General features: G+C 72.0%; 22 protein-coding genes and 1 riboswitch. Of the genes, 17 read left to right on the top strand and 5 right to left on the bottom strand.

The genetic code is table 11. From position 1 onward, the window contains the following. Positions 1-4: 4 nt before the first annotated feature. Positions 5-802: a rhomboid-like protein gene (locus AB0P03_RS11915; RefSeq protein ID WP_363581928.1), complete on the bottom strand. Its 798-nt coding sequence runs from the start codon at positions 800-802 to the stop codon at positions 5-7. Positions 803-1,367: 565 nt separating this feature from the next. Here AB0P03_RS11915 and AB0P03_RS11910 point away from each other — a divergent pair. From AB0P03_RS11910 to AB0P03_RS11885, 6 genes are all read left to right on the top strand, one after another. After that, positions 1,368-2,105 (top strand): response regulator transcription factor, encoded by a 738-nt coding sequence (locus AB0P03_RS11910; RefSeq protein WP_063351140.1) that lies wholly within the window; start codon positions 1,368-1,370, stop codon positions 2,103-2,105. Positions 2,106-2,197: 92 nt separating this feature from the next. Continuing rightward, complete coding sequence (locus AB0P03_RS11905) at positions 2,198-3,328, top strand: HAMP domain-containing sensor histidine kinase (protein ID WP_063347842.1); 1,131 nt, start codon at positions 2,198-2,200, stop codon at positions 3,326-3,328. Positions 3,329-3,610: 282 nt separating this feature from the next. Then, positions 3,611-7,381: a multifunctional oxoglutarate decarboxylase/oxoglutarate dehydrogenase thiamine pyrophosphate-binding subunit/dihydrolipoyllysine-residue succinyltransferase subunit gene (locus tag AB0P03_RS11900; protein WP_363581926.1), complete on the top strand. Its 3,771-nt coding sequence runs from the start codon at positions 3,611-3,613 to the stop codon at positions 7,379-7,381. Between the two features lie 126 nt (positions 7,382-7,507). Further along, positions 7,508-7,687: a DUF6104 family protein gene (locus tag AB0P03_RS11895; RefSeq protein WP_063347844.1), complete on the top strand. Its 180-nt coding sequence runs from the start codon at positions 7,508-7,510 to the stop codon at positions 7,685-7,687. A 225-nt stretch (positions 7,688-7,912) separates the two neighbouring features. Then, positions 7,913-8,821, top strand: a complete 909-nt coding sequence (locus AB0P03_RS11890; protein ID WP_363581924.1) for a DUF4097 family beta strand repeat-containing protein — start codon at positions 7,913-7,915, stop codon at positions 8,819-8,821. A gap of 1 nt (position 8,822) precedes the next feature. Beyond that, positions 8,823-9,854, top strand: a complete 1,032-nt coding sequence (locus AB0P03_RS11885) for a PadR family transcriptional regulator (RefSeq protein WP_363628692.1) — start codon at positions 8,823-8,825, stop codon at positions 9,852-9,854. Between the two features lie 169 nt (positions 9,855-10,023). Here AB0P03_RS11885 and AB0P03_RS11880 read toward each other — a convergent pair whose 3' ends face one another. Beyond that, positions 10,024-10,986, bottom strand: coding sequence for a zinc-binding dehydrogenase (locus AB0P03_RS11880; RefSeq protein ID WP_363588857.1), 963 nt, complete (start codon positions 10,984-10,986; stop codon positions 10,024-10,026). Positions 10,987-11,111: 125 nt separating this feature from the next. Further along, positions 11,112-12,305, bottom strand: a complete 1,194-nt coding sequence (locus AB0P03_RS11875; protein ID WP_363588855.1) for an NADP-dependent malic enzyme — start codon at positions 12,303-12,305, stop codon at positions 11,112-11,114. Positions 12,306-13,312: 1,007 nt separating this feature from the next. On the opposite strand from AB0P03_RS11875, the gene AB0P03_RS11870 reads away from it, so the two are divergent. The 4 genes from AB0P03_RS11870 (at position 13,313) to AB0P03_RS11855 (ending at position 16,752) form a co-directional block, all read left to right on the top strand. Further along, positions 13,313-14,242: an ABC transporter substrate-binding protein gene (locus tag AB0P03_RS11870; protein ID WP_363619331.1), complete on the top strand. Its 930-nt coding sequence runs from the start codon at positions 13,313-13,315 to the stop codon at positions 14,240-14,242. Positions 14,243-14,279: 37 nt separating this feature from the next. Continuing rightward, on the top strand, positions 14,280-15,254 hold the full coding sequence (locus AB0P03_RS11865) for an amino acid ABC transporter permease (protein WP_350879646.1): 975 nt from the start codon (positions 14,280-14,282) through the stop codon (positions 15,252-15,254). Then, positions 15,251-16,048, top strand: a complete 798-nt coding sequence (locus tag AB0P03_RS11860) for an amino acid ABC transporter ATP-binding protein (RefSeq protein WP_363588850.1) — start codon at positions 15,251-15,253, stop codon at positions 16,046-16,048. Before AB0P03_RS11865 ends, AB0P03_RS11860 begins: the two co-directional genes overlap by 4 nt. A 113-nt stretch (positions 16,049-16,161) precedes the next feature. Next, complete coding sequence (locus tag AB0P03_RS11855) at positions 16,162-16,752, top strand: CGNR zinc finger domain-containing protein (RefSeq protein WP_363588848.1); 591 nt, start codon at positions 16,162-16,164, stop codon at positions 16,750-16,752. A gap of 26 nt (positions 16,753-16,778) precedes the next feature. On the opposite strand, the gene sodX is transcribed toward AB0P03_RS11855, so the two are convergent. Beyond that, positions 16,779-17,219, bottom strand: a complete 441-nt coding sequence (gene sodX / locus AB0P03_RS11850) for a nickel-type superoxide dismutase maturation protease (RefSeq protein ID WP_363628736.1) — start codon at positions 17,217-17,219, stop codon at positions 16,779-16,781. 223 nt (positions 17,220-17,442) lie between these two features. Between sodX and sodN the strand changes: the two genes are divergently transcribed. The 7 genes from sodN to AB0P03_RS11815 all read left to right on the top strand — a co-directional run bounded on the left by sodN (position 17,443) and on the right by AB0P03_RS11815 (position 23,394). Continuing rightward, positions 17,443-17,838 carry a superoxide dismutase, Ni gene (gene sodN / locus AB0P03_RS11845; protein WP_063347853.1) on the top strand — a complete coding sequence of 132 codons (396 nt, stop codon included), beginning with the start codon at positions 17,443-17,445 and terminating at the stop codon, positions 17,836-17,838. A gap of 88 nt (positions 17,839-17,926) precedes the next feature. Beyond that, positions 17,927-18,065, top strand: a riboswitch (cobalamin riboswitch). Between the two features lie 89 nt (positions 18,066-18,154). Then, entirely contained in the window at positions 18,155-19,237 is a 1,083-nt protein-coding gene (locus AB0P03_RS11840; protein ID WP_363628690.1) for an iron ABC transporter permease, read from the top strand. After that, complete coding sequence (locus AB0P03_RS11835; RefSeq protein ID WP_363588844.1) at positions 19,237-20,001, top strand: ABC transporter ATP-binding protein; 765 nt, start codon at positions 19,237-19,239, stop codon at positions 19,999-20,001. The genes AB0P03_RS11840 and AB0P03_RS11835 overlap by 1 nt, the downstream gene beginning before the upstream one ends. 22 nt (positions 20,002-20,023) lie before the next feature. Next, positions 20,024-21,019 (top strand): ABC transporter substrate-binding protein, encoded by a 996-nt coding sequence (locus AB0P03_RS11830; RefSeq protein WP_363628688.1) that lies wholly within the window; start codon positions 20,024-20,026, stop codon positions 21,017-21,019. Between the two features lie 71 nt (positions 21,020-21,090). Continuing rightward, positions 21,091-21,570 carry a GNAT family N-acetyltransferase gene (locus tag AB0P03_RS11825; protein WP_363628686.1) on the top strand — a complete coding sequence of 160 codons (480 nt, stop codon included), beginning with the start codon at positions 21,091-21,093 and terminating at the stop codon, positions 21,568-21,570. A 249-nt stretch (positions 21,571-21,819) separates the two neighbouring features. Next, positions 21,820-22,230 carry an anti-sigma regulatory factor gene (locus tag AB0P03_RS11820; protein WP_350879653.1) on the top strand — a complete coding sequence of 137 codons (411 nt, stop codon included), beginning with the start codon at positions 21,820-21,822 and terminating at the stop codon, positions 22,228-22,230. A 159-nt stretch (positions 22,231-22,389) separates the two neighbouring features. Next, the gene (locus tag AB0P03_RS11815) at positions 22,390-23,394 is read left to right on the top strand and encodes an RNA polymerase sigma factor SigF (protein WP_363588838.1); all 1,005 of its coding nucleotides are present in this window, start codon (positions 22,390-22,392) and stop codon (positions 23,392-23,394) included. A 48-nt stretch (positions 23,395-23,442) separates the two neighbouring features. Here AB0P03_RS11815 and AB0P03_RS11810 read toward each other — a convergent pair whose 3' ends face one another. Then, positions 23,443-23,871 (bottom strand): hypothetical protein, encoded by a 429-nt coding sequence (locus tag AB0P03_RS11810; RefSeq protein ID WP_363588836.1) that lies wholly within the window; start codon positions 23,869-23,871, stop codon positions 23,443-23,445. Positions 23,872-23,918 lie beyond the last annotated feature (47 nt).

The following is a 23,918-nucleotide window of genomic DNA, read 5'->3' as shown; positions in this document are numbered from 1 at the left end:
AGGGTCAGCGCACGTCCAGGACCGGAGCGCCGCCCGGCGCGGGCGAGGAGCCCGCGGCCGGCGCCTCGACCCGGCGCGTCCGCGGCTTCGGCCGCGGCCGGCGGGCCTGGGCCCGGCGCAGCCAGCGCCACAGCGCCACCCCGGTGAGCACCGCGGCCGGGTGCCCCACGGCGGTGACCAGGTCCCGCTCGGTGAGGATCTGCTCGGCGATCAGCAGCCCGGCGCCGCCGAGCGCGACCAGCCGCCCGCGCCACGGCAGCAGCCCGGCCACCGCGCCCAGACAGGTGAGCACGCCGTAGCTGACGCCGATGTCCAGGTAGTCCAGTGCCCCGGCCTCCATCCGCCCGGTCTCCACCGCGGTGATCACCACGCCCTGGGACAGCAGCGTGGCCGTGACGTGCCCGATCGCGAAGACCGCCGCCGCCCGGGCGGGGCCGATCCGGCGCTCCAGCGGCGCGAGGGTGACGGCGAATCCCCACAGGTACGGCATCCACACCTCGCCGGCCACCCAGAAGCCGCTGAGCACCAGCGCGCGCAGGGGGTGCTGCAGGAGGTTGTGGCCGTCGGAACTGGAGGCCTCCTGCAGCCGCTGCACGAGTTCCGGATCGGCGAGTTTGGCAAAGGTCGTGGTGGCGCCCACCACGGCGAGATAGCCGAGGGTGAAGGGGTTTCGCCGGGGTGTCGGCACCCGCGCCAGCAGCCACTCGACGACGCCGGTGCGCAGACCGTGCCGGAGCATCCCGTACGGCGGGCCGGCGGGCGGCGCCCCGACCCGTCCGGCACCTCGCCGCAGTCCAGCCATGCCGCCCTCCGCTCCACGCCGGCAGCCACCGGCCCCTCACCCAGGTGCCCAACGTACCGGCGCGCGCCGCGGATCCCGCCCTGCGGGGGCGTTGTCGTGGCCACGTTACGTCGAGGTTCTGAGAGGCATCTGAGAAAAGCCGGTGAAGACCGCCAGGAAACCGGTCGACCGGATTCCTGATATTGGTCCAGACCTTCTTTCGGCGAGCGCGCCGACAGGGGCTCTGACCGGCGACTTGGCGTCAACTCGACTGCATACGTACCGTTACGCAGAGAAAAATCGCCGGGTAAGGTATCGGCCCGTGCCCACTCGTGCAGTGGGCTCCGAGGGCGGCCCGACAGCCGGCCCACGGGCCGGAAACGTCCGGTCCACCTGCCGGGAGGCATCCGCTGTCCGTACGCTGCGAAGTGCGCGGGAGAAGTGGGCGGGCGACAATCCGCCCGCCGACCCGCACGCACGACGGGACGGCGGACCCGGCACAGTCCACGACGGAACAAGACTACGAGCGGAGTCCCGCCATCCCCACAGGTGGCCGGCCCGCAGCCCTGGGGGCGGTGGCGTGACCGTGACAGAACTTCAGCAGGACAACAACCACAGCGGCGGCACGGTGAGCAGCCAACGCAGAGTGCTGGTGGTGGAGGACGAGCCGACGATCGCGGAGTCGATCGCGGCCCGGCTGGGCGCGGAGGGCTTCAAGGTCGCCGTGGCCCACGACGGGCCGGGCGCGGTCGACGGCTTCCACACCTGGCAGCCGGACCTGGTGGTCCTCGACATCATGCTGCCCGGCTTCGACGGCCTTGAGGTGTGCCGCCGGATCCAGGCGCAGCGCCCGGTGCCGGTGCTGATGCTGACCGCGCGCGACGACGAGACGGACCTGCTGGTCGGCCTCGGCGTGGGCGCCGACGACTACATGACCAAACCGTTCTCGATGCGCGAACTGGCCGCCCGGGTCAACGTGCTGCTGCGCCGCGTCGAGCGCGCCCAGCAGGCGGCCCGCACGCCCGCGCTCGGCTCGCTGCGCTTCGGCGAGCTGGAGATCGACCACGTGCAGCGCCGGGTCCGGCTCGCCTCGGGCGACGTCCACCTGACGCCCACCGAGTTCGACCTGCTCGCCTGCCTGGCCGCGCAGCCGCGCGCCGTGCTGACCCGCGAGCAGCTGCTGGCCGAGGTCTGGGACTGGACGGACGCGTCCGGCACCCGCACCGTGGACAGCCACGTCAAGGCGCTGCGCCGCAAGATCGGCGCGAGCTGGATCCGTACCGTCCACGGCGTCGGGTACGCGCTGGAGGCCCCGCTCTCCTAGCGGCGAGCCTCGGGCGACGGGCCTCCGGGGGGCCCGTGTCCCGAACTGCCGCGCACCACGCGGGGGACGTACGCGGGGATCACAGGGGACCAATGACCTTTCCACAGCAACGCAACGGGGACACCGGCGGCACGCGGTCGCAGACGCTGGCCGCCCGCGCCGCCCGCCGGGTCTGGGCCGACATCCGGCCGCTCGACCCGGTCCGCTCGATCAAGGGCAAGCTCGCCCTGCTGGTGATCGTCTCCGTCTTCCTGGCCACCGGCATGGTGGTCGTGGCGATCCGGTCCGAGACCCAGATCCGGATCATCATGGTCTTCTCCATGATCGCCTCGCTGCTCTTCATGCAGTTCCTCGCGCACGGGCTGACCGCCCCCCTGCGCGAGATGACGGCCGCCGCCCGCGCGATGGCCTCCGGCGACTACAGCCGCCGGGTCGAGGTGAACTCGCGCGACGAGATCGGCGAACTGGCGACCACCTTCAACCAGATGGCCGCCGATCTGGGGGCCGCCGACCGGCACCGCCGCGAGCTGGTCGCCAACGTCTCGCACGAGCTGCGCACGCCCATCGCCGCGCTGCGCGCCGTGCTGGAGAACGTGGTGGACGGCGTCGTCCAGCCCAATCCGGCGACCCTGGGGGCCGCCCTGGAGCAGACCGAGCGGCTCGGCCGCCTGGTCACCCACCTGCTGGACCTCTCCAAGATCGACGACGGCGTTGTCGACCTGGACGCCCGCCCCTTCGAGGTGCGCGAGTTCCTGGACGGCGTGCTGCGCGGGGTCACCGTGGACGGCGCGACGGCCGGCGGGGCGTTCTCCCGGCGCGGCGACGTCCGGCTGGCGCTGGAGGTCAGCCCGACCGGCCTGACCGGCGTGGCGGACCCGGAACGGCTCCACCAGGTGGTCGCCAACCTGGTCGACAACGCCTGCAAGCACTCCCCGCCCGGCGGGACCGTGACGGTGCGCGCGCGGCCCGACGGCGGGCCCGGCGGCCTGCTGCTGGAGGTCGAGGACGAGGGCCCGGGCATCCCGCCGGCCGACCGCGGCCGGGTGTTCGAGCGGTTCAGCCGCAGCGGCACCGCGACCGCCCAGGGGCCCGGCTCGGACGGCGGCACCGGCCTCGGCCTGGCCATCGCCCGCTGGGCGGTGGACCTGCACGGCGGTCGGATCGCGGTCGCCGAGTCGCCGCGCGGCTGCCGGATCGAGGTCCGGCTGCCGGGGCAGCGCTGAGGGTCGGATGTGTCACAGAAGCGACACAGACGTACACGAAGATCATTGGATGATCCGCATGGGGCTTTGTCCGGTTTTGCTCGGATATGCCCTATGGGTGGAGGCGATCGCTTCCCCTCAGATACGGCTTTCTAACGCACATTTTCAGCCAAACTGCAGGTCAGGACTGTGATCTGGGCGACGCCTGGGGCCCGGGGACTGCGCGATCACTGGTCAGGGGCGTAGCCTTAATCCCCGCTGTCCAAACATCCCAAAAGGAAGCGGAAGAGGGCGGTTGCCGCCGTGTCGCCACAGTCCCCTGAAACCCCCAATAGCTCGGCTAGCTCCACTGGCTTCGGTCCCAATGAGTGGCTCGTCGATGAGATCTACCAGCAGTACCTCCAGGACCCGAACTCGGTCGACCGAGCCTGGTGGGACTTTTTCGCCGACTACAAGCCCGGTACCGAGGTGACCCCAGTGACCCAGGCCGCGACCCAGGCCGGCCCCACGCCGACCCCTGCCGCTGCCCCCGCGCCCGCTGCTGCTGCTCCGGCCGCGACCGCCCCCGCCGCACCGGCCGCCCCGGCCGCTCCGGCGCCGGCCCCCGCGCCGCTCGCCGCAGCTCCCGTCGCGCCCCCGGCCCCGGCCCCCAAGGCCGCCGCCCCGACCGCTCCGGCCGCTCCGGCCGCCGCCGCGGCGGACGCGCCCGCCGGCCCCGAGCTGATCCAGCTGCGCGGCCCGGCCAAGGCCGTCGCCACCAACATGGACGCCTCGCTGGAGGTGCCGACCGCGACCTCGGTCCGCGCGGTACCCGCGAAGCTGTTGATCGACAACCGCATCGTCATCAACAACCACCTGCAGCGCGCCCGCGGCGGCAAGGTCTCCTTCACCCACCTGATCGGCTACGCCCTGGTCCAGGCCATCAAGGCCGCCCCGGGCATGAACTACAGCTACAAGGTGGAGAACGGCAAGGCCTTCCTGGTCAAGCCCGAGCACGTCAACCTCGGCCTGGCCATCGACCTGGTCAAGCCGAACGGCGACCGCCAGCTCGTCGTCGCGGCCATCAAGAAGGCCGAGACCCTCGACTTCTTCGGCTTCTGGCAGGCCTACGAGGACATCGTCCGCCGGGCCCGCGCCAACAAGCTGACCATGGACGACTTCACCGGCGTCACGGTCTCGCTGACCAACCCCGGCGGCATCGGCACCGTGCACTCCGTGCCGCGCCTGATGCAGAACCAGGGCACCATCGTCGGCGTCGGCGCCATGGAGTACCCGGCCGAGTTCCAGGGCTCCGCCCCGGAGACCCTGTCCCGCCTGGGCGTCTCCAAGATCATGACGCTGACCTCGACCTACGACCACCGCGTCATCCAGGGCGCGGCGTCCGGCGAGTTCCTGCGCGAGATCCACCGCCTCCTCCTCGGTGAGAAGGGCTTCTACGACGAGATCTTCGAGTCGCTGCGGATCCCGTACGAGCCGGTCCGCTGGGCCACCGACGTCGCCACCACCCACGACGACGAGGTCAACAAGACCGCCCGCGTCATGGAGCTGATCCACGCGTACCGCGTGCGCGGCCACCTGATGGCCGACACGGACCCGCTGGAGTACAAGCAGCGCAAGCACCCCGACCTGGACGTCACCACCCACGGCCTCACCCTGTGGGACCTGGAGCGCGAGTTCGCGGTCGGCGGTTTCGGCGGCCAGAAGATGATGAAGCTCCGCGACATCCTCGGCCTGCTGCGCAACACGTACTGCCGCACCGTCGGCGTCGAGTACATGCACATCCAGGACCCGAAGCAGCGCAAGTGGCTGCAGGAGCGCCTGGAGAAGCCCTACTCCAAGCCCGAGCGCGAGGAGCAGCTGCGCATCCTGCGCCGGCTGAACTCGGCCGAGGCCTTCGAGACCTTCCTGCAGACCAAGTACGTCGGGCAGAAGCGCTTCTCGCTGGAGGGCGGCGAGTCGCTCATCCCGCTGCTGGACGCCACCATCGACGCCGCCGCCGAGCACCGCCTCGACGAGGCCGTCATCGGCATGGCCCACCGCGGCCGCCTGAACGTGCTGGCCAACATCGTCGGCAAGCCGTACGGCAAGATCTTCGGCGAGTTCGAGGGCAACCTCGACCCGAAGTCGATGCACGGCTCCGGCGACGTGAAGTACCACCTCGGTTCCGAGGGCACCTTCACCGGCCTGGACGGCGAGACCATCAAGGTCTCGCTCGCCGCGAACCCCTCCCACCTGGAGACGGTCGACCCGGTCGTCGAGGGCATCGCCCGCGCCAAGCAGGACATCCTGGACCAGGGCGGCACCACCTTCCCGGTGCTGCCGATCCAGATCCACGGCGACGCGGCCTTCGCCGGCCAGGGCGTCGTCGCGGAGACCCTGAACATGTCGCAGCTGCGCGGCTACCGCACCGGCGGCACGATCCACCTGGTGGTCAACAACCAGGTCGGCTTCACCGCCGCCCCGGCGTCCTCGCGCTCCTCGATGTACTGCACCGACGTGGCCCGGATGATCGAGGCCCCGATCTTCCACGTGAACGGCGACGACCCGGAGGCCGTGGTCCGCGTCGCGCGGCTCGCCTTCGAGTTCCGCCAGACGTTCCACAAGGACGTCGTGATCGACCTCATCTGCTACCGCCGCCGCGGTCACAACGAGGCCGACAACCCGTCGTTCACCCAGCCGCTGATGTACGACCTGATCGACAAGAAGCGCTCGGTGCGCAAGTTGTACACCGAGGGCCTGATCGGTCGCGGCGACATCACCATGGAAGAGGCGGAGCAGGCGCTCCAGGACTTCCAGGGCCAGCTGGAGAAGGTCTTCGCCGAGGTCCGCGACGCCGCCCAGACCCCGGCCCCGGCCACCGCCGGCAAGCCGGTCGCCGACTTCCCGGTCAACATCCAGACCGGCATCTCCCAGGAGATGGTCAAGCGGATCGCCGCCTCGCAGGTCAACCTGCCGGACTGGCTGACCGTCCACCCGCGCCTGCTGCCGCAGCTCCAGCGCCGCGCCGCCTCCGTCGAGGACAACACCATCGACTGGGCGACGGGCGAGACCCTCGCCATCGGCTCGCTGCTCATGGAGGGCCACCCGGTCCGCCTGGCCGGCCAGGACAGCCGCCGCGGCACCTTCGGCCAGCGGCACGCCGTCCTGATCGACCGCAACACCGGCGAGGACTACACCCCGCTGCAGTACCTCACCGAGGACCAGGCCCGCTACACCGTCTACGACAGCCTGCTGTCGGAGTACGCGGCGATGGGCTTCGAGTACGGCTACTCGCTGACCCGCCCGAACTCGCTGGTCATGTGGGAGGCGCAGTTCGGCGACTTCGTCAACGGCGCGCAGACCGTGGTGGACGAGTACATCGCCTCCGCCGAGCAGAAGTGGGGCCAGCACTCGGGCGTCACCCTGCTGCTGCCGCACGGCTACGAGGGCCAGGGCCCGGACCACTCGTCCGCCCGCCCGGAGCGCTTCCTGCAGCTGTGCGCGCAGAACAACATGACGGTCGCCATGCCGACCCTGCCGTCGAACTACTTCCACCTGCTGCGCTGGCAGGCGCACAACCCGCACCACAAGCCGCTGGTCGTCTTCACCCCGAAGTCGATGCTGCGTCTCAAGGCCGCGGCGAGTGCGACCGAGGAGTTCCTGTCCGGCTCCTTCCGCCCGGTCATCGGTGACAACACCGTCGACCCGGCGCAGGTGCGCAAGGTCGTCATCACCGCCGGCAAGTTCTACTACGACCTGGCGGCGGCCCGCACCGAGCGCGGCGTCACCGACACCGCGATCGTCCGGGTCGAGCGGCTCTACCCGCTGCCGGTGGCCGAGCTCCAGGAGGAGCTCGCCCGCTACGGCGACGACGTCCAGTTCGTCTGGGCGCAGGAGGAGCCGGACAACCAGGGCGCCTGGCCGTTCATCGCGATGAACCTGGTCGACCACCTCCAGGTCGTCGTCGGCCGCAGCGCCAACGGCTCGCGGCTGCGCCGCGTCGCCCGCACGACGGCCTCGTCCCCGGCGGTCGGCTCGGCCAAGCGGCACGCCGCCGAGCAGCAGGCGCTGATCGAAGAGGTCTACTCGCTCTGAGGCCCTGACGCCCCGAGGCGCTGGAGCACCGACGCCCGCGGCCCCCGTCCTCCCCTGGGAGACGGGGGCCGCGGGCGTCCCCGACTATCCTGACCAGGTCAATCCCCATCGGACCGGAGTGAACCCGTGTACTTCACCGACCGCGGCATCGAGGAGCTGCAGAACCGGCGCGGCGACGAGGAGGTCACCTTCGAGTGGCTGGCCGAGCGACTGCGCGAGTTCGTCGACCTCAACCCGGACTTCGAGATCCCCGTCGAGCGGCTGGCCACCTGGCTGGCCCGGCTCGACGACGAGGACGACGAGTGACCGGTGCGGTGCCGTCGCACTGAACCGCTGATGAGGGGCCCGGGAGGCGATCGCCTGCCGGGCCCCTCACGTATCCGCGCCCGCCCGTAGGGGGCGCCTCGGGGGCGGCTCCGGGACGGCTCAGGGATGGGATCCGGGACGGCGCGCTTGACTTGCGCGTCACGCGATATATCGTCTTTGGAAGAGAACGCGATACATCGCGATCGGCAACGGGAGGCGGCAGAGATGAGCCAGTGGACGGTCGAGGGACCCGAGAGGATCACCATCGACGAGGCGGTCCGGGCGCTGCACGTGCGGATCATCGAGGGCACGGTGAACGTGGTGGCGGCCGAGGGCCCGGCCCGCCTGGAGGTCACCGAGCTCCAGGGCGAGCCGCTGCACGTGACCCTGGTGGACGGCGTCCTGACGGTCACCTACAAGGACATCAACAGCTGGGGCGAGTTCGGCGACCGGCTCAAGTCGGTCGACGCGGTCAAGGGCTTCTTCAGCTCCTTCAAGCGCAAGCGCGTCGCCGGCGTCACCCTGACCGTCCCGGCCGACGCCGAGGTCAAGGTCGGCACCGTCTCGGCCGACGCCACCGTCTCCGGGATCACCGGCCACGTCTCGGTGCAGAGCGCCAGCGGCGACGCCACCCTGGTCGGCCTGACCGGCCGCACCGAGGCCAACACCGTCACCGGCGACGTCGACGCCCAGTCGGTGGCCGGCCAGCTCAAGGTCAACACCGTCTCCGGCCAGCTCACCGTCGTCGCCGGCACCGCCGACCGGGTCCAGGCCAACGCCGTCACCGGCGCCGTCACCCTGGACCTCGACGTCGCCAACCCGGCCGACGTCAAGGTCACCACCGTCAGCGGCCCGGTCGTCATCCGGATCCCGTCGCTGGCCGACGCCAAGGTCGAGGCCGGTTCCACCAGCGGCGACATCTCCAGCACCTTCGACGGCCTCAAGCTCAGCGGCAGCTGGGGCGCCAAGCGCCTGTCCGGCCAGCTCGGCGACGGCCGGGGCAGCCTCGCCGTGACCACCGTCTCCGGCGGCGTCACCGTGCTGCGCCGCCCCGACCCCGAGGACGAGGCGCCGGTGGTCGTCAAGGAGCTCCCGGCCGGACTCGGCAAGCCCGACCTCACCAAGGAGGCGTGAGATGACGCCCGTGTTCGGCCACGGCCGGCTCCGGCTCTACCTGCTGAAGCTGCTCGACGAGGCCCCGCGGCACGGCTACGAGGTGATCCGCCTGCTGGAGGAGCGCTTCCAGGGCCTGTACGCGCCCTCCGCCGGGACGGTCTACCCCCGGCTCGCCAAGCTGGAGCAGGAGGGCCTGGTCACCCACAGCACCGAGGGCGGCCGCAAGGTCTACCGGCTGACCGACGCCGGGCGCGCCGAACTGGAAGCCCGACAGGGCGAGTTGGACGACCTGGAAGTGGAGATCCACGACTCCGTGGCGCAGTTGGCCGGGGCGATCCGCGAGGACGTCCGGGACAGCGCCAAGGACCTGCGCGAGGAACTGTGGCAGGCCGCCCGGCAGGCCCCCCGGCCGGACCGCGCCGAGGGCGGGGACCCGTGGTCCGGACCGTGGGGCGACAACGAGTCCTGGCAGCGCGCCAAGGAGGAGTTCGCCCAGTTCAAGCGGCAGGCCAAGGACCAGGCCAAGCGCGCCCGGGAGCAGGAGAAGGCCGCCAAGGCCAAGGCGAAGGCCGCCGAGGAGGAGGCCCGCAGGCTGCGCGAGCAGGCCAAGGCCTCGCGGACGGCCGCTCAGCAGGAGGCGCTGCGGATCAAGCGCCGGGTCGAGCAGCAGGTGCGCGAGCACGCCGCGAAGGGCGACTGGCCGACCGGCCTGGCCGAGGGCCTGGCCGAGCTGACCAAGGGCCTGTCCGGGCTGGCCGACGCGGCCCGCTGGGGCCAGTCGGCCGACGGGCCGGCCGAGGAGGTCACCGTCACCCGGATCGACCTGGACAAGGACGAGCCGACCACGCCGACCGCCGCGGCCGACCTGCCGCCGTGGGCGCGGACCGACCCGGCCGGCGACCCGGCCCGCGAACTGGAGCGGCTGCTCGACCGCTTCCGCGACCAGGTCCGCGACGCGGCCCGGGACGGCGGCGTGAGCAGCGACAAGCTGGCCGAGGCCCGCTCGGTGCTGGGCTCGGCCGGCGAGCGGCTGAAGCGCCTGCTCGGCTGACCGGCAGGCCGCCGGACCACCACCGGCCCGGCACGCTCCACGGAGCGTGCCGGGCCGGTCCGCGTCAGGGCCGCACCGGCGTCAGAGCCGGACGGCGCCAGGGCCGCAAGACGTCACGGCGTCACGGCGTCACGGCGTCACGGCGTCACGGCGTCACGGCGTCACGGCGTCACGGCGTCAGCACGATCTTGCCGAAGACGTCGCCCTTGGCGAGCCGCGCGAAGCCGTCCCGGGCCTCTGCCAGCGGCAGCACCGAGTCGATCACCGGCCGGACGCCGCTGGTCGCGCACAGCGAGAGCAGCCCGGCCAGTTCCTCCTTGGTGCCCATCGTCGAGCCGACCACCTTGAGCTCCAGGAAGAAGATCCGGTTCAGCTCGGTGGCGCTCGGGTTGGGGCCGGAGGTGGCACCGGAGATGACGACGGTGCCACCCGGGCGCAGCGCCTTCACCGAGTGCGCCCAGGTCGCGGCGCCGACCGTCTCCATCACCGCGTCCACCCGGGCGGGCAGCCGGGCGCCGCTCTCGAAGGCGGCGTCGGCGCCGAGTTCGACCGCCCGGCGGCGCTTGGCCTCGTCCCGGCCGGTGACCCAGACCCGCAGCCCGGCGGCCTTGCCGAGGACGATCAGCGCGGTCGCCACGCCGCCGCCCGCGCCCTGCACCAGGACGGTGTCACCGGGCTTGACCCCGGCGTTGGTGAACAGCATCCGGTAGGCCGTCAGCCAGGCCGTGGGCAGGCAGGCGGCCTCTTCGAAGCTGAGTTCGGCGGGCTTGGGCAGCAGGTTCCAGGTGGGCACGGCCACCTGCTGGGCGAAGGTGCCCTGGTAGCGCTCGGTCAGGATGGACCGGGGTTCGTCCGGGCCCACCCCGTGGCCGCTCTGGCCGATCACCGAGTGGAGGACGACCTCGTTGCCGTGCTCGTCGACACCGGCGGCGTCGCAGCCGAGGATCATCGGCAGCCGTCCGGCGGGCAGGCCGACCCCGCGCAGCGACCACAGGTCGTGGTGGTTGAGGCTGGCGGCCCTGACCGTGACCACGCTCCATCCGGGGCGGGCCTGCGGCTCGGGGAGTTCACCCAACTCCAGTCCGCTGAGCGGGTCATCGGCGTCGATACGTGCGGCGTAGGCAGCAAACATGCTGCGGACGATAGCCGCGCCGGCCGGGGCCGGGAACCACGCGCGGGTGTGACGCGTGTCCCGGCCCCGGCCGTGTCGGCGGCGCCGCTCCCGCCGGGTCCTGCCCGGCAGCGGCGACCGGATCGTCAGATCCGGGCCACGCCCTCGGCCCGGGCGGCCTCGGCGACGGCCTTGGTGACCGCCGGGGCGACCCGCTCGTCGAACGGCGAGGGGATGACCTTCTGCGGCGTCAGCTCGTCGGCGACGACACCGGCCAGTGCCTTGGCGGCGGCCAGCTTCATGCCCTCGGTGATCCGGCTGGCCCGCACCTGGAGGGCGCCGGCGAAGATGCCGGGGAAGGCCAGCACGTTGTTGATCTGGTTCGGGAAGTCGCTGCGCCCGGTGGCGACGACCGCCGCGTACTTGTGCGCGACCTCGGGGTGGATCTCCGGGGTGGGGTTGGCCATCGCGAAGATGAACGCGCCCGCGGCCATGGTCGCGACGACCTCCTCCGGCACGGTGCCGCCGGAGACGCCGATGAACACGTCGGCGCCGGCCAGCGCGTCGGCCAGGGTGCCCCTGAGCCCGGTGCGGTTGGTCAGTTCGGCGATCTCGGCCTTGACGTCGGTGAGGTCGCCGCGGCCGTCGTACACCACGCCCTTGCGGTCGCAGACCGCGACGTCGCCGATGCCCGCCGCCACCAGCATCTTGGCGATGGCGATGCCGGCCGCGCCGGCGCCGGAGATGACGGCCCGCAGCGAGCCGATCTCACGGCCGGTCACCTTGGCCGCGTTCCACAGGGCGGCGGTGGTGACGATCGCGGTGCCGTGCTGGTCGTCGTGGAAGACCGGGATGTCCACGGCCTCCTGGAGCCGGCGCTCGATCTCGAAGCAGCGGGGGGCGGAGATGTCCTCCAGGTTGACGCCGCCGAAGGAGGGCGCCAGCCGCACCACGGTCTCGACGATCTCGTCGACCTCGGTGCAGGCGAGCGCGATCGGCACCGCGTCCACGCCGCCGAACTGCTTGAACAGGATGGCCTTGCCCTCCATCACGGGCAGGGAGGCCTCCGGGCCGATGTCGCCGAGGCCCAGCACGGCGGTGCCGTCGGTGACCACGGCGACGGTGTTGGACTTCCAGGTGTAGTCGTTGACCAGCTCCGGCTGCTCGGCGATGGCCGTGCAGACGCGGGCGACACCGGGCGTGTAGGCGAGGGACAGGTCGTCCGCGTCGCGCACCGGGACGGTCGCCCGGATCTCCATCTTGCCGCCGCGGTGGAGCGCGAAAACGGCGTCGACCGGATCGACGGTGTCCTGGGTGCTGCTGATGATCTCCGCTGCCACGATGACCTCTTCGTCATTGATCTGGCGAGGGTGCGCGACCGACGGACAGGACGACCCGTCCGGAAACCGGAAACCGGGTACGCCGAAGCGGACCCGGGGGCTGGGTCGGGGCGCTGCCGTCGGGCGGCGCCCTCGGATGAGGGTTTTATGGGTCTTGTTGGTCCGCGTAGTGCTTCCGGGCCGAGCGTAGGACGGACCAAGGCATCGCACCTATGCCTTTTCGTCCTCGTCACGTGCAGTTCATCGCCGAGCTGTCGCGTCACTGGGGCCCGGCGTCGGAAGCGCCGGGCTCCGGCGGCGGCAACGGTGATGGCGGCACGCGCACCCGCAGGAGTGAACGCAGACGCGCTGGGGAGTCGGCGTCCCGGATACGGAGCCACGTGATGACTTCCGTTCCCGGACACCCCGAGCCTGTCGGGACTCGTCGGTCTGGTTCGAGCGTTCGGGGGTCACCCGGTACCGAATTCTGACACACCCGCCGCCGGGCCCGGCAGGGCGGGATGGCCGGATCGCGTGTCCGCCATTTCGCGTACACCCGCGCGTCACCGTGGCGGCCGCACACCCCTGCGCCGTGGTCGACGGCGGCATCCGAGCCGGGGCGGCGGGCCTCCGGGCACCGGGCGGGGGGATCTGCATACTTATGCACGGAGTGACAGGAACACGGAATAAGTCCGAATAGCGGACAGCCCGGGCCCTCGTTATCCGATTTTGATCTGGATGAGGGCCATCCGACCGTCCACAGATGGCAGGATTCCCCCCATCTCGGATCGAGCCGGCCACTGGTCGAGGCGGTTCGCTCGACGTCCACCTCGGCGGAGGGTGGCGGAAGCAGTACCCCGTAGCAACCTGGGCGGCCCTGCCGCGCAGGCATCGCACCACCCGGCCCTGCACGTACGACGACGTACAGCGAAATACACCCGTACAGCGCCGCACGGCCCTGCCACCCCGGTGTGCCGCCCCCGCGGCGCGCTCCGCCCGCCCCTCTCCCTCAGGAGGAGATCCCCCTCATGACCGCCCGTACCCAGCGCACCCGGCTTCTCGCGGCCGGCGCGGTTGCCGCCTCCGTCACCCTCGTCCTGACCGGCTGCAGCAGCAGCAAGAGCGACGGTGGCAGCGGCGCGCCCAACGCCTCCGCGACCGTCAACGCGGTCAAGGCCGACGACAAGCTCGCCGCCCTCGTCCCCGCCGACGTCAAGTCCTCCGGCAAGCTCGTGGTCGGCGCGGACGCCTCGTACGCGCCGGACGAGTTCAAGGACGACAGCGGCAAGGTCATCGGCATGGACGTGGACCTGGCCAACGCCATCGCGGCCAAGCTCGGACTGAAGGCCGACGTCCAGGACTCCGGCTTCACCGCGATCATCCCCGGCATCCAGTCGAACAAGTTCCAGCTCGGCATGTCGTCCTTCACGGACAACAAGGAGCGCGAGCAGATCGTCGACATGGTGACCTACTTCAACTCCGGCAGCGCCATCGCGGTCAAGAAGGGCAACCCCGACAAGGTCGACCCCGCCGACCTGTGCGGCAAGAAGGTCGCCGTCCAGACCGGCACCACCCAGGCCGACGAGATCAAGGACACCCGCAACCCGGACTGCGCCAAGAACGGGAAGCCGGGCATCCAGAACGACGGCGACAAGTTCGACCTCCAGACGGACGTCACCAACGCCGTCGTCTCCGGCCGCGACCAGGCGATGATGGCCGACTCCCAGGTCGTCGACTACGCGATCAAGCAGGCCGGCGGCCAGCTGGAGAAGCTCGGCTCCACCTACGGCGTGGCCCCCTACGGCGTCGCCGTCGCCAAGGGCTCCAAGCTCACCCCCGCGATCCAGGGCGCCGTCCAGTCGCTGATCGACGACGGCACCTACAAGCAGATCCTCACCAAGTGGGGCGTCGAGTCCGGCGCCCTCGACAAGTCGACCGTCAACGGCGCCGTGAACTGACCGTCCGCCTGCTCCATCTCTCCCCCGAGGCCACACCGTGAACTCTCTGGACAAGGGGAAGGCGGAGGAGGGACGGCCTGAGACCATCAAGGCCGTCCCGGTCCGCCACCCCGGACGCTGGGTGGGCGCCGTCGTCATCGCCCTGCTCGCGGCGATGCTGCTGAGCGCCCTCTTCACCAACCCCGCTTTCAAGTGGGACATCGTCGGGCAGTACCTGTTCCACGACAGCATCGTGCACGGCATGGTCGTCACGCTGGAACTGACCGTCCTCTCCATGCTGATGGGCGTGATCGGCGGCATCGTCCTCGCCGTGATGCGCCTGTCCCCGAACCCCCTGCTCTCCGGCACCGCCTGGATGTACATCTGGGTCTTCCGCGGCACCCCGGTGCTGGTGCAGCTGGTGTTCTGGAACTTCCTCGGCCTGATCTGGGCCAAGCTGTCGATCGGCGTCCCGTGGGGGCCGGAGTTCTGGTCCGCGGACACCAACGTCCTGATCCCGACCTTCGTCGCCGCCCTGCTGGGCCTCGGCCTCAACGAGGCCGCCTACATGGCGGAGATCGTCCGCGGCGGCATCCAGTCGGTGGACGAGGGCCAGACCGAGGCCGCCCACGCGCTCGGCATGAGCCGGTTCCAGACCATGCGCCGGATCGTCCTGCCCCAGGCCATGCGGGTGATCATCCCGCCGACCGGCAACGAGACCATCTCGATGCTCAAGACCACCTCGCTGGTCAGCGTGATCTCCCTGGAGGAGATCTTCCGGGCCGGTCAGGTCATCTACTCCCGGAACTACCAGAACATCCCGCTGCTGATCGTGGTCAGCCTCTGGTACCTGTTCTTCACCTCGCTGCTGACCATCGGCCAGTACTACATCGAGCGCTACTACGCCCGCGGCTCCAACCGGACCCTCCCGCCCACCCCGTTGCAGCGGCTGCGGGGCCTGTTCGCCGGGAAGCCCGCCCCGAAGACCGGCGCCGACGTCGTCCCGGGGCTCGAGGGAGGTGGTCACGTATGACCGACCTGAGCAAGACCCCGGCCGCCGCCACCGGACAGCCGATGGTGCGCGCCGAGGGCGTCCACAAGTCCTACGGCTCCGTGCACGTGCTCAAGGGCATCGACCTGGAGGTCAAGCAGGGCGAGGTGTTCTGCCTGATCGGCCCCTCCGGCTCCGGCAAGTCGACCTTCCTGCGGTGCATCAACCACCTGGAGAAGATCAACGGCGGACGCCTCTGGGTGGACGGCGAACTGGTCGGCTACCAGCAGAAGGGCGACAAGCTCTACGAGCTCAAGGACCGCGAGGTCGCCGTCAAGCGGCGCGACATCGGCATGGTCTTCCAGCGCTTCAACCTGTTCCCGCACATGACGGCCGTCGAGAACGTCATGGAGGCCCCGGTCCAGGTCAAGGGCGAGAGCAAGGCCGCCGCCCGGGAGCGGGCGATGGTCCTGCTGGAGCGGGTCGGCCTCGCCGACAAGGCGAAGAACTACCCCTCCCAGCTCTCCGGCGGCCAGCAGCAGCGCGTCGCGATCGCCCGCGCGCTGGCCATGAAGCCCAAGCTGATGCTGTTCGACGAGCCCACCTCGGCGCTCGACCCCGAACTGGTCGGCGACGTCCTCGACGTCATGCGCGGCCTCGCCGAGGAGGGCATGACCATGGTGGTCGTCACCCACGAGATGGGCTTCGCCCGCGAGGTCGGCGACGCGCTGGTGTTCATGGACGGCGGCGTGGTGGTCGAGTCCGGCAACCCCCGCGAGGTGCTCACCGACCCCCGGCACGAGCGCACCCGCGCCTTCCTCTCCAAGGTGCTGTAGAACCGTACCGACCGGCGCCCGGCAGGCTGCTCCTGCCGGGCGCCGACGTTTTCCCCACCCAGGTAATAGGCTGGACGCAATCAGCCCGTTACCGACCTTCTGGAAGGACCTCCGTGGAGCTCGCCTCGTACGCCGATCTCGCCGTTCGGCTGGTGAACACCGAGGAGCCCGGGCGCGGCACCGACACGCTGACGTCCGTGGACGCGGTGCGCGGCCTGTTCTCCGACTCCTCACGGGCCGCCGCACAGGCCGACGAGTCCGACCTGCCCCGGCTGCGGGCGGTGCGGACCAGGCTGCGCGGGGTCTTCGAGGCCGCCGCCGAGGGCGACGAGATCCGGGGCGTCGACCTGCTGAACAGCCTGCTGATGGAGTACCCGGTCAGCCCGCTGGTCTCCGGGCACGACTACCTGGACGACGCCGGCCGGCCGCGCTGGCACCTGCACCTGGCCGACAACTCGCCCACCGCCACCGCGCACTTCAGCGCGGTCGCCTGCATGGGCCTGGCCGTCCACCTGACCGAGCTGGGCGCCGACCGGCTCGGCATCTGCCAGGCCGCGCCCTGCCGCAACGCCTACCTGGACACCTCGACCAACCGCTCCCGCCGCTACTGCTCGGACCGCTGCGCGACCCGCGCCAACGTCGCCGCGTACCGGGCCCGCAAGCGCCAGGAGGCCGAGGCCGCGGCACTCGGCGCCGCCGGCTAGGTCCTGTCCGGGCCGGGCCCAGGGGGTCAGAGCTCGTCCGCCCAGACGCCCAGGCGGCGGGCCAGACCCGGCACCCGGGCCAGCCGGGTGCCCAGCAGCAGCCGCTCCAGCCGCCGCCCCGGCGCCAGCCAGGCCGGGCGCGGGCGCAGCCGCAGCAGCACCCGGCCGAGCACCAGCTCGTCCGGGACCGGGCCGTAGCTGCGGCTGTCGCTGTCCACCGGCCGGTTGTCGGACAGCAGCCACCAGCCCCTCGGACGCCGCTCGGCGGCCCGCTTCACCACCAGCAGGTCCTGCTGGAAGGGGTGCCGGAAGAGCACCACCGCGCCGGGCCGGATCGGCGCGCCGTAGCGCACCAGCAACTGGTCGCCCTCGCGCAGGGTCGGGACCATCGACGGGCCCGCCACGTCGACCAGCCCGAACGGCACCGCGCCGCCGCCCCGGCCCCGGCCCCGGGGTTCCGTGCCCATCGGTTCCGCGTCCGCCGGTTCCGTGCTCCGCGCCACGACTCCTCCTCCCGGACCGCCCGGTCCCAGTCTGCCGTACGGACCGTCACCCCGTTCGATCCGTTCGATGTCCGGATTACCCCGGTTCCGGGTCCGCCTTTTGCCCTAGGCCCACCGCCCGATCGCGAAACCCCGGGTGCGGAAGGGTAATCTCGGGCGCGGGAAGACGATCTAAGGAAGGACTCCCATGTTCTCTCGTCTGTTTGCACCGCGCGCCACCGCCCACGCCCACTGTGACCTGCCCTGCGGCGTGTACGACCCGGCGCAGGCCCGGATCGAGGCCGAGTCGGTCAAGGGCACCCAGGAGAAGTACCAGGCCAACGAGGACCCGGCTTTCCGCACCCGCGCCCTGATCATCAAGGAGCAGCGTGCCGAGGCCGTCAAGCACCACATCTCGGTGCTGTGGAGCGACTACTTCAAGGCCCCGCACTTCGAGAAGTACCCGCAGCTGCACCAGCTGATCAACGACACCCTGAAGGCCGCCTCGGCCGCCAAGGCGTCCACCGACCCCGCCACCGGCCAGGCCCTGCTGGACCTGATCGCCGAGGTCGACAAGATCTTCTGGGAGACCAAGCAGGCCTGAGCCTGACGCGTCGCCACCCGACCGCCCCCGTCCGCGAGCCCGGACGGGGGCGGTCGTGCGTTCACGCCCCATCCGAGCCCGGTAAGGGTTGCCTAGCCTGAGTGGCTGTTATGCTGCCAGGGCGTCCGAGGGGGAAGTCCGGTGTGAATCCGGCGCTGACCCGCAACGGTGAGCACGGCCCCGGGGCCGCGCCAGCCCGATCGCCCCCGGCCGCTGAACTCCCGACAACTCGCCGTGGACTGCGAGGGGATGGCGCCCGGGCCCGCGCCCGACCGGTGCCGCCCCCGCGCACCCGCGGCCCGAGGCAAGGCGCACCGTGAGCAGCACCGCAGCCGCGGGCAGTGGCGCAACGAGCCCGCCCGCCCGCCGAATACCCGCCCTCCCGCTCGCCGTCGGCCTGGCCGCCGCCCTGCTGCTCTCGCTGCTCTGCGGCGTGGCGCTGGGCGCCTCCGGGATCGGCCTGCCCCGCGCCATGCGGCTGCTGGCCGCCGGGCTGACGGGCGGACGGCTGGAGGCGGACGAGGCCGCCGCCTACGCGATCGTCTGGGAGATCCGGCTGCCGCGCGCCGTGCTGGCCTCGGTGGTCGGCGCCGGGCTGGCCGCCACCGGGGTCGCCGTCCAGGCCCTGGTGCGCAACGCGCTGGCCGACCCGTTCGTGCTCGGCATCTCCTCCGGCGCGGCCGTCGGCGCCAACGCCGTGCTGCTGCTCGGCGCCTTCGCCTCGCTCGGGGTGTGGGCGATCTCGGCCTCCGCGTTCGGCTCCGCGCTGGTCGCCATGGTGCTGGTCTACCTCGCGGCGCGCACGGCCTACGGGCTCACCCCGCTGCGGCTGGTGCTCACCGGCACCGCGCTCTCCTACGGCTTCTCCGCCGTCACCGCGCTGATGGTCTTCGCGGCCGCCCGAGGCGAGGCCGCCCGGGACGCCATGATGTGGCTGCTCGGCAGCCTCGGCGGCGCCACCTGGGGCTCGGTGCCGATCGCCGCCGCCACCGTGCTGGCCGGCCTGGCGTACCTGGCCTGCGCCGCCGGCCGGCTGGACGCGCTCGCCATGGGCGACGAGACGGCCGCCTCGCTGGGCGTGGACCCGGACCGGCTGCGCCGCGAGCTGTTCGTGGTGACCGCCGCCGTCACCGGCACGGTGGTGGCCGTCAGCGGGGCGATCGGCTTCGTCGGGCTGATGGTGCCGCACCTGGCCCGGATGCTGGTCGGCGCCGGGCACCGCCGGGTGCTGCTGGTCGCGCCGCTCGCCGGGGCGCTGCTGCTGGTCTGGGTGGACATCGTCTCGCGCACCCTGCTGGCGCCCGCCGAACTGCCGGTCGGGGTGGTCACCGCGGTGCTCGGGGTGCCCTGTTTCCTGCTGCTGATGCGCCGTCGCGGCTATTCCTTCGGAGGCCGCTGATGGATCTCGCCCTGGACTCCGTCTCGGTCGAGCTGGCCGGCGCCCGGCTGGTCCACGACGTCGCCCTGGACGCCGCCGCCGGGCAGGTGGTCGGACTGGTCGGGCCCAACGGCAGCGGCAAGTCGACGCTGCTGCGCTGCGTCTACCGGGCGCTGCGGCCGGCCGCCGGGGCCGTCCGGCTGGACGGCGCGGACCTGCACGCGCTGACCGCGCGCGAGGCCGCCCGGCGGGTGGCCGCACTCCCCCAGGAGCACTCCGCCGAGTTCGACTTCACGGTGGCCGAGGTGGTCGCCATGGGCCGGTTGCCGCACCGGCGCGGGCTGGGCGGCCCGGGTGCGGACGACCACGCGCGCTGCACGGAGGCGCTGCGCAAGGTCGGCGCCGAACAGTTGGCCGGGCGGGGCTTCCTGAGCCTGTCCGGCGGCGAGAAGCAGCGGGTGCTGATCGCCCGCGCGCTGGTCCAGGAGCCCCGGCTGCTGGTGCTGGACGAGCCCACCAACCACCTGGACATCGGCCACCAGTTGGACGTGCTGGCGCTGGTCCGGGAGGCCGGCCCGACGGTGCTCACCGCGCTGCACGACCTCAACCTGGCGGCCGGCCACTGCGACCTGCTGTACGTGCTGCGGGCCGGCCGGATCGTCGCCTCGGGGCCGCCCGCCGAGGTGCTCCGACCCGCCCTGCTGGCCGAGGTGTTCGGCGTCCGGGCCACCCCCGTCCGGCACCCGGTGACCGGCGCCGTCCAACTGCTCTTCGACCGGATCTGACCCACCCCCCGAAGGAACCCCCGTGCGCACCAAGGCCGTTGCCATCACCGCCCTGCTCACCCTCGGGCTCACCGCCTGCGGCGCCGAGATCGCCCCGAGCGGCGACGCCACCGCCGCCTCCGCCCACTACCCGGTGACCGTGGAGAACTGCGGCACCAAGCTCACCTTCCCGCAGAAGCCCGCCCGGACGGTGACCAACGACGTCGGCATCACCGAGCTGATGCTCGCCCTCGGCCTGGCCGACCGGATGGCCGGCTACGTGATGCCCGACGACAAGGGCCGGGTCGACCAGGTCGCCTGGAAGGACGGCTACCAGCAGACCGTGTGGCTCTCCAAGAAGGAGATCACCAAGGAGATCGTGCTGGGCGCCAAGGCCGACCTGGTCTTCGCCGGCTGGCACTACGGCTTCGACGAGGGCCGCGGCTTCACCCCGCAGGCGCTCAAGGACCTCGGCATCCCCTCGTACGTGCTCAGCGAGTCCTGCCGCAGCGGCAAGGGCACCGAGCGCGGCGTGATGTCCCCGCTGGACGCGCTCTACACCGACCTGGCCAACCTCGGCGAGATCTTCGACGTCCGCGACCGGGCGGACAAGCTGGTCGCCGATTTCAAGGCGAAGGTCGCCGCCGCCCCGCAGCCCGAGCGCCGGCCGTCCGTGTTCCTGTACGACAGCGGGCAGGACAAGCCGTACACCGCCGGGAAGTTCGCCGCGGCCGACGAGATCATCGCCAAGGCCGGCGGGACCAACGTGATGGGCGACCTCGCGGACACCTGGGTCACCGTCGGCTGGGAGAGCGTGGTCCAGCGCGACCCCGAGGTGATCCTGATCAACAACTACGGCGAGACCGGCGCCGACGCCAAGCGCGCCTTCCTGAAGTCCTTCCCGCCGCTGGCCGGCGTCTCGGCGGTCAGGAGCGACCGGATCTTCGTCCTGGACTACGTCGACCTGGTGGAGAGCCCGCGCAACCCGGCCGCGATCACCGCGCTGGCCGACTACCTGCGCAGCGTCCCCGCCCGCTGACCCGCCCGCCCCCGGCCCGGGCCCCGATCCGGGCCTGGGCCGGGGGCGGGGACGCGCAGTAGGCTCGCGGCATGATCCGCACCGCCGTCGTGACCGACGTTCCCGTCATCCTCGCCCTGATCCGCGAGCTCGCGGAGTACGAGAAGGCCCCGCAGGAGGCCGTGGCCACCGAGGAGCAGCTGCGTGACGCCCTCTTCGGCGCCAACCCCGCGCTGTTCGCCCTGATCGCCGAGGACGACGCCACCGGCGAGCCGGTCGGCTTCGCGGTCTGGTTCCTCAACTTCTCGACCTGGCGCGGCACCCACGGGATCTACCTGGAGGACCTGTACGTCCGCCCGCTGTCCCGCGGTGGCGGCCACGGCAAGGCGCTGCTGCTGGAACTGGCGCGGATCGCCGTCGAGCGCGGCTACGCGCGGGTGGAGTGGTCGGTGCTCGACTGGAACACGCCCTCGATCGACTTCTACAAGTCCCTCGGCGCGGTGCCGATGGACGACTGGACCGTCTACCGGCTCACCGGCGAGGCGCTCGCCGCCGCCGCCGGCGGTCACTGAACGGACCGCCCGAACCCCTGCCACCCTGCGTCGCGATGGCTTACCATGAGTGACTCCCGAGCCCCGGCCGGCGTGCGGAAGGCGGTAAGGTCTCAGGCGGATACGCGGCGTCCGGTCGCCCCGCGAAGGGTATGACCGGTACGTACCGCACCACCCCTCTGGACAGTTGGGGCGAAGCAGTTGAGCCAAGCAACAGACAGTGCCGCGGCCACCGGCCCGGAAGCACAGCGCGTCACCCAGGAGGTGAGGGTGTCCCAGATCGACGGCGAGCCCGGAGTGCAGGACTTCGTGGAGGTCCGGCTGCCCGCGGCGGGTGCCTACCTCTCGGTCCTGCGAACAGCGACGGCCGGCCTGGCGGCGCGGCTCGACTTCACCCTCGACGAGATCGAGGACCTGCGGATCGCGGTCGACGAGGCCTGCGCCATCCTGCTCCAGCAGGCGGTGCCCGGCTCCGTCCTGACCTGCGAGTTCCGGCTGGTCGGCGACTCGCTGAAGGTGACCGTCGCCGCCCCCACCACCGACGGGAAGGCACCCGAACGGGACACCTTCGCCTGGACGGTGCTCTCCGCCCTGGCCGGCGAGGTCGACTCCTCGGTCGGCGAGGACAAGACCGTGTCGATCAGCCTGCACAAGAAGCGCGGCGGCCCCGTCGCCCACTAGCCGGGGCGTCGACCAGCACCGCACAAGGGCCGTCCGCCCGGTCCCCGATCAGGGGCCGCGCGGGCGGCGCCCGGTACCGCCCCCCACGCGGTACGACCAACGAGACGATGCCGGGGCCCGAGGGCCCCGGTGCTCCCGGAACGGAACGGGGGAATGGCCGTGAGTGATCTGGACCGTACCGGCCTCGCGACGGCGGGACCTGCCGTACCGACCCAGGCGAGCGTTCCTGGCCTCGCCGCCAACGACGATGCGCACCCGAAGGACGCCCACCGGATGAGCCACCCGACCGAGCCGACGTCTGAACCGTCGCCCGCATCCCCGCCCCCGTCCGATCCGGCGGACGAGGCCGCGGACCTGCGCACCGCGGTGCCCACCCAGGCGCCGGCCCCGGCCCCGCACCGCTCGGGCGCACCGGACCGGGAGGCGGCCCGCGCGCTGTTCGTCCGGCTGTCCGCGCTGCCCGACGGCTCCCCGGAGCGCGTCGAGCTGCGCAACCAGCTGGTGCGGATGCACATCCCGCTGGTCGAGCACCTGGCCCGGCGGTTCCGCAACCGGGGCGAGCCGCTGGACGACCTGACCCAGGTCGCCACCATCGGCCTGATCAAGTCGGTGGACCGCTTCGACCACGAGCGCGGGGTCGAGTTCTCCACCTACGCCACGCCGACCATCGTCGGCGAGATCAAACGGCACTTCCGTGACAAGGGCTGGGCGGTCCGGGTGCCGCGCCGCCTCCAGGAGCTGCGGCTGTCGCTCACCACGGCGACCAGCGAGCTCTCCCAGCGGCACGGGCGCTCCCCCACGGTGCACGAGCTCGCCGAGCACCTGGGGATCTCCGAGGAGGACGTCCTGGAGGGCCTGGAGTCCGCCAACGCGTACTCCACGCTGTCCCTGGACGTCCCGGACAGCGACGACGAGTCGCCGGCCGTGGCGGACACCCTCGGCGCCACCGACGAGGCGCTGGAGGGCGTCGAGTACCGCGAGTCGCTCAAGCCGCTGCTGGCCCAACTGCCGCCCCGGGAGCAGAAGATCCTGGTGCTGCGGTTCTTCCGGAACATGACCCAGTCGCAGATCGCCGCCGAGGTGGGGATCTCCCAGATGCACGTGTCCCGCCTGCTGGCCCGGACCTTGGCCCAGCTGCGGGAGAAGCTCCTGGTGGAGGAGTAGGACTGACGGCCGCCCAGCCGGCGGCCGACCCCCGGCGGCCCTGTGCGCTCAGCCCTCGTGCGAGGCGTACAGGGCCGCCGTCGACTTCGGGTTCAGCAGCGCGCCGATGCCGACCAGCCCGAGCAGGCCGACCAGCACGCCGACGCCGATCATCGCGCCGCCGCTCTCCAGCATGTAGTACCCGATCGGCAGGCAGATCGAGTTGGTGAGCACGGCCGGGCTGCGGCCCCAGCGGCGCTCCTTGAGCAGTGCGCGGGCGGCCAGCACCGGCAGCACGCCGAGCAGCACGATGACCAGGCCGCCGAACTCGTTCAGGGCGAGCTGCTTGGACTGGCCGGACAGCGCGGACACCATGTCCCAGACGCCGACGACGGCCAGCGCGGCGCCCTCCAGGGCGGTGATGGCGGCGCCCACGGTCAGCGGCAGGGGACGGGCCGGGCCCGCCGTGGGTACGGGTGCGGAGGATTCTGCGGTCACTCCAGCAGGGTAGCCGCCGGTTGGTCCGTACCGACCCGTAGGCTTTC

Origin of the sequence: Kitasatospora sp. NPDC088779 (assembly GCF_040685395.1) — a bacterium.
Lineage (GTDB): Bacteria > Actinomycetota > Actinomycetes > Streptomycetales > Streptomycetaceae > Kitasatospora.
The sequence above is the reverse complement of the archived record's forward strand: the minus strand, read 5'-3'. Positions and strand labels throughout refer to the sequence as shown.

Excerpts from the sequence above, each read along its gene's own strand:
- AB0P03_RS11885 (WP_363628692.1), top strand. The coding sequence starts at position 8,823 with ATGACGCCCGTGTTCGGCCACGGCCGGCTCCGGCTCTACCTGCTGAAG.
- sodN (WP_063347853.1), top strand. The coding sequence starts at position 17,443 with ATGTTCTCTCGTCTGTTTGCACCGCGCGCCACCGCCCACGCCCACTGT.
- AB0P03_RS11860 (WP_363588850.1), top strand. The coding sequence starts at position 15,251 with ATGACCGACCTGAGCAAGACCCCGGCCGCCGCCACCGGACAGCCGATG.
- AB0P03_RS11890 (WP_363581924.1), top strand. The coding sequence starts at position 7,913 with ATGAGCCAGTGGACGGTCGAGGGACCCGAGAGGATCACCATCGACGAG.
- sodX (WP_363628736.1), bottom strand. The coding sequence starts at position 17,219 with ATGGGCACGGAACCCCGGGGCCGGGGCCGGGGCGGCGGCGCGGTGCCG.
- AB0P03_RS11880 (WP_363588857.1), bottom strand. The coding sequence starts at position 10,986 with ATGTTTGCTGCCTACGCCGCACGTATCGACGCCGATGACCCGCTCAGC.
- AB0P03_RS11870 (WP_363619331.1), top strand. The coding sequence starts at position 13,313 with ATGACCGCCCGTACCCAGCGCACCCGGCTTCTCGCGGCCGGCGCGGTT.
- AB0P03_RS11835 (WP_363588844.1), top strand. The coding sequence starts at position 19,237 with ATGGATCTCGCCCTGGACTCCGTCTCGGTCGAGCTGGCCGGCGCCCGG.
- AB0P03_RS11905 (WP_063347842.1), top strand. The coding sequence starts at position 2,198 with ATGACCTTTCCACAGCAACGCAACGGGGACACCGGCGGCACGCGGTCG.
- AB0P03_RS11825 (WP_363628686.1), top strand. The coding sequence starts at position 21,091 with ATGATCCGCACCGCCGTCGTGACCGACGTTCCCGTCATCCTCGCCCTG.
- AB0P03_RS11915 (WP_363581928.1), bottom strand. The coding sequence starts at position 802 with ATGGCTGGACTGCGGCGAGGTGCCGGACGGGTCGGGGCGCCGCCCGCC.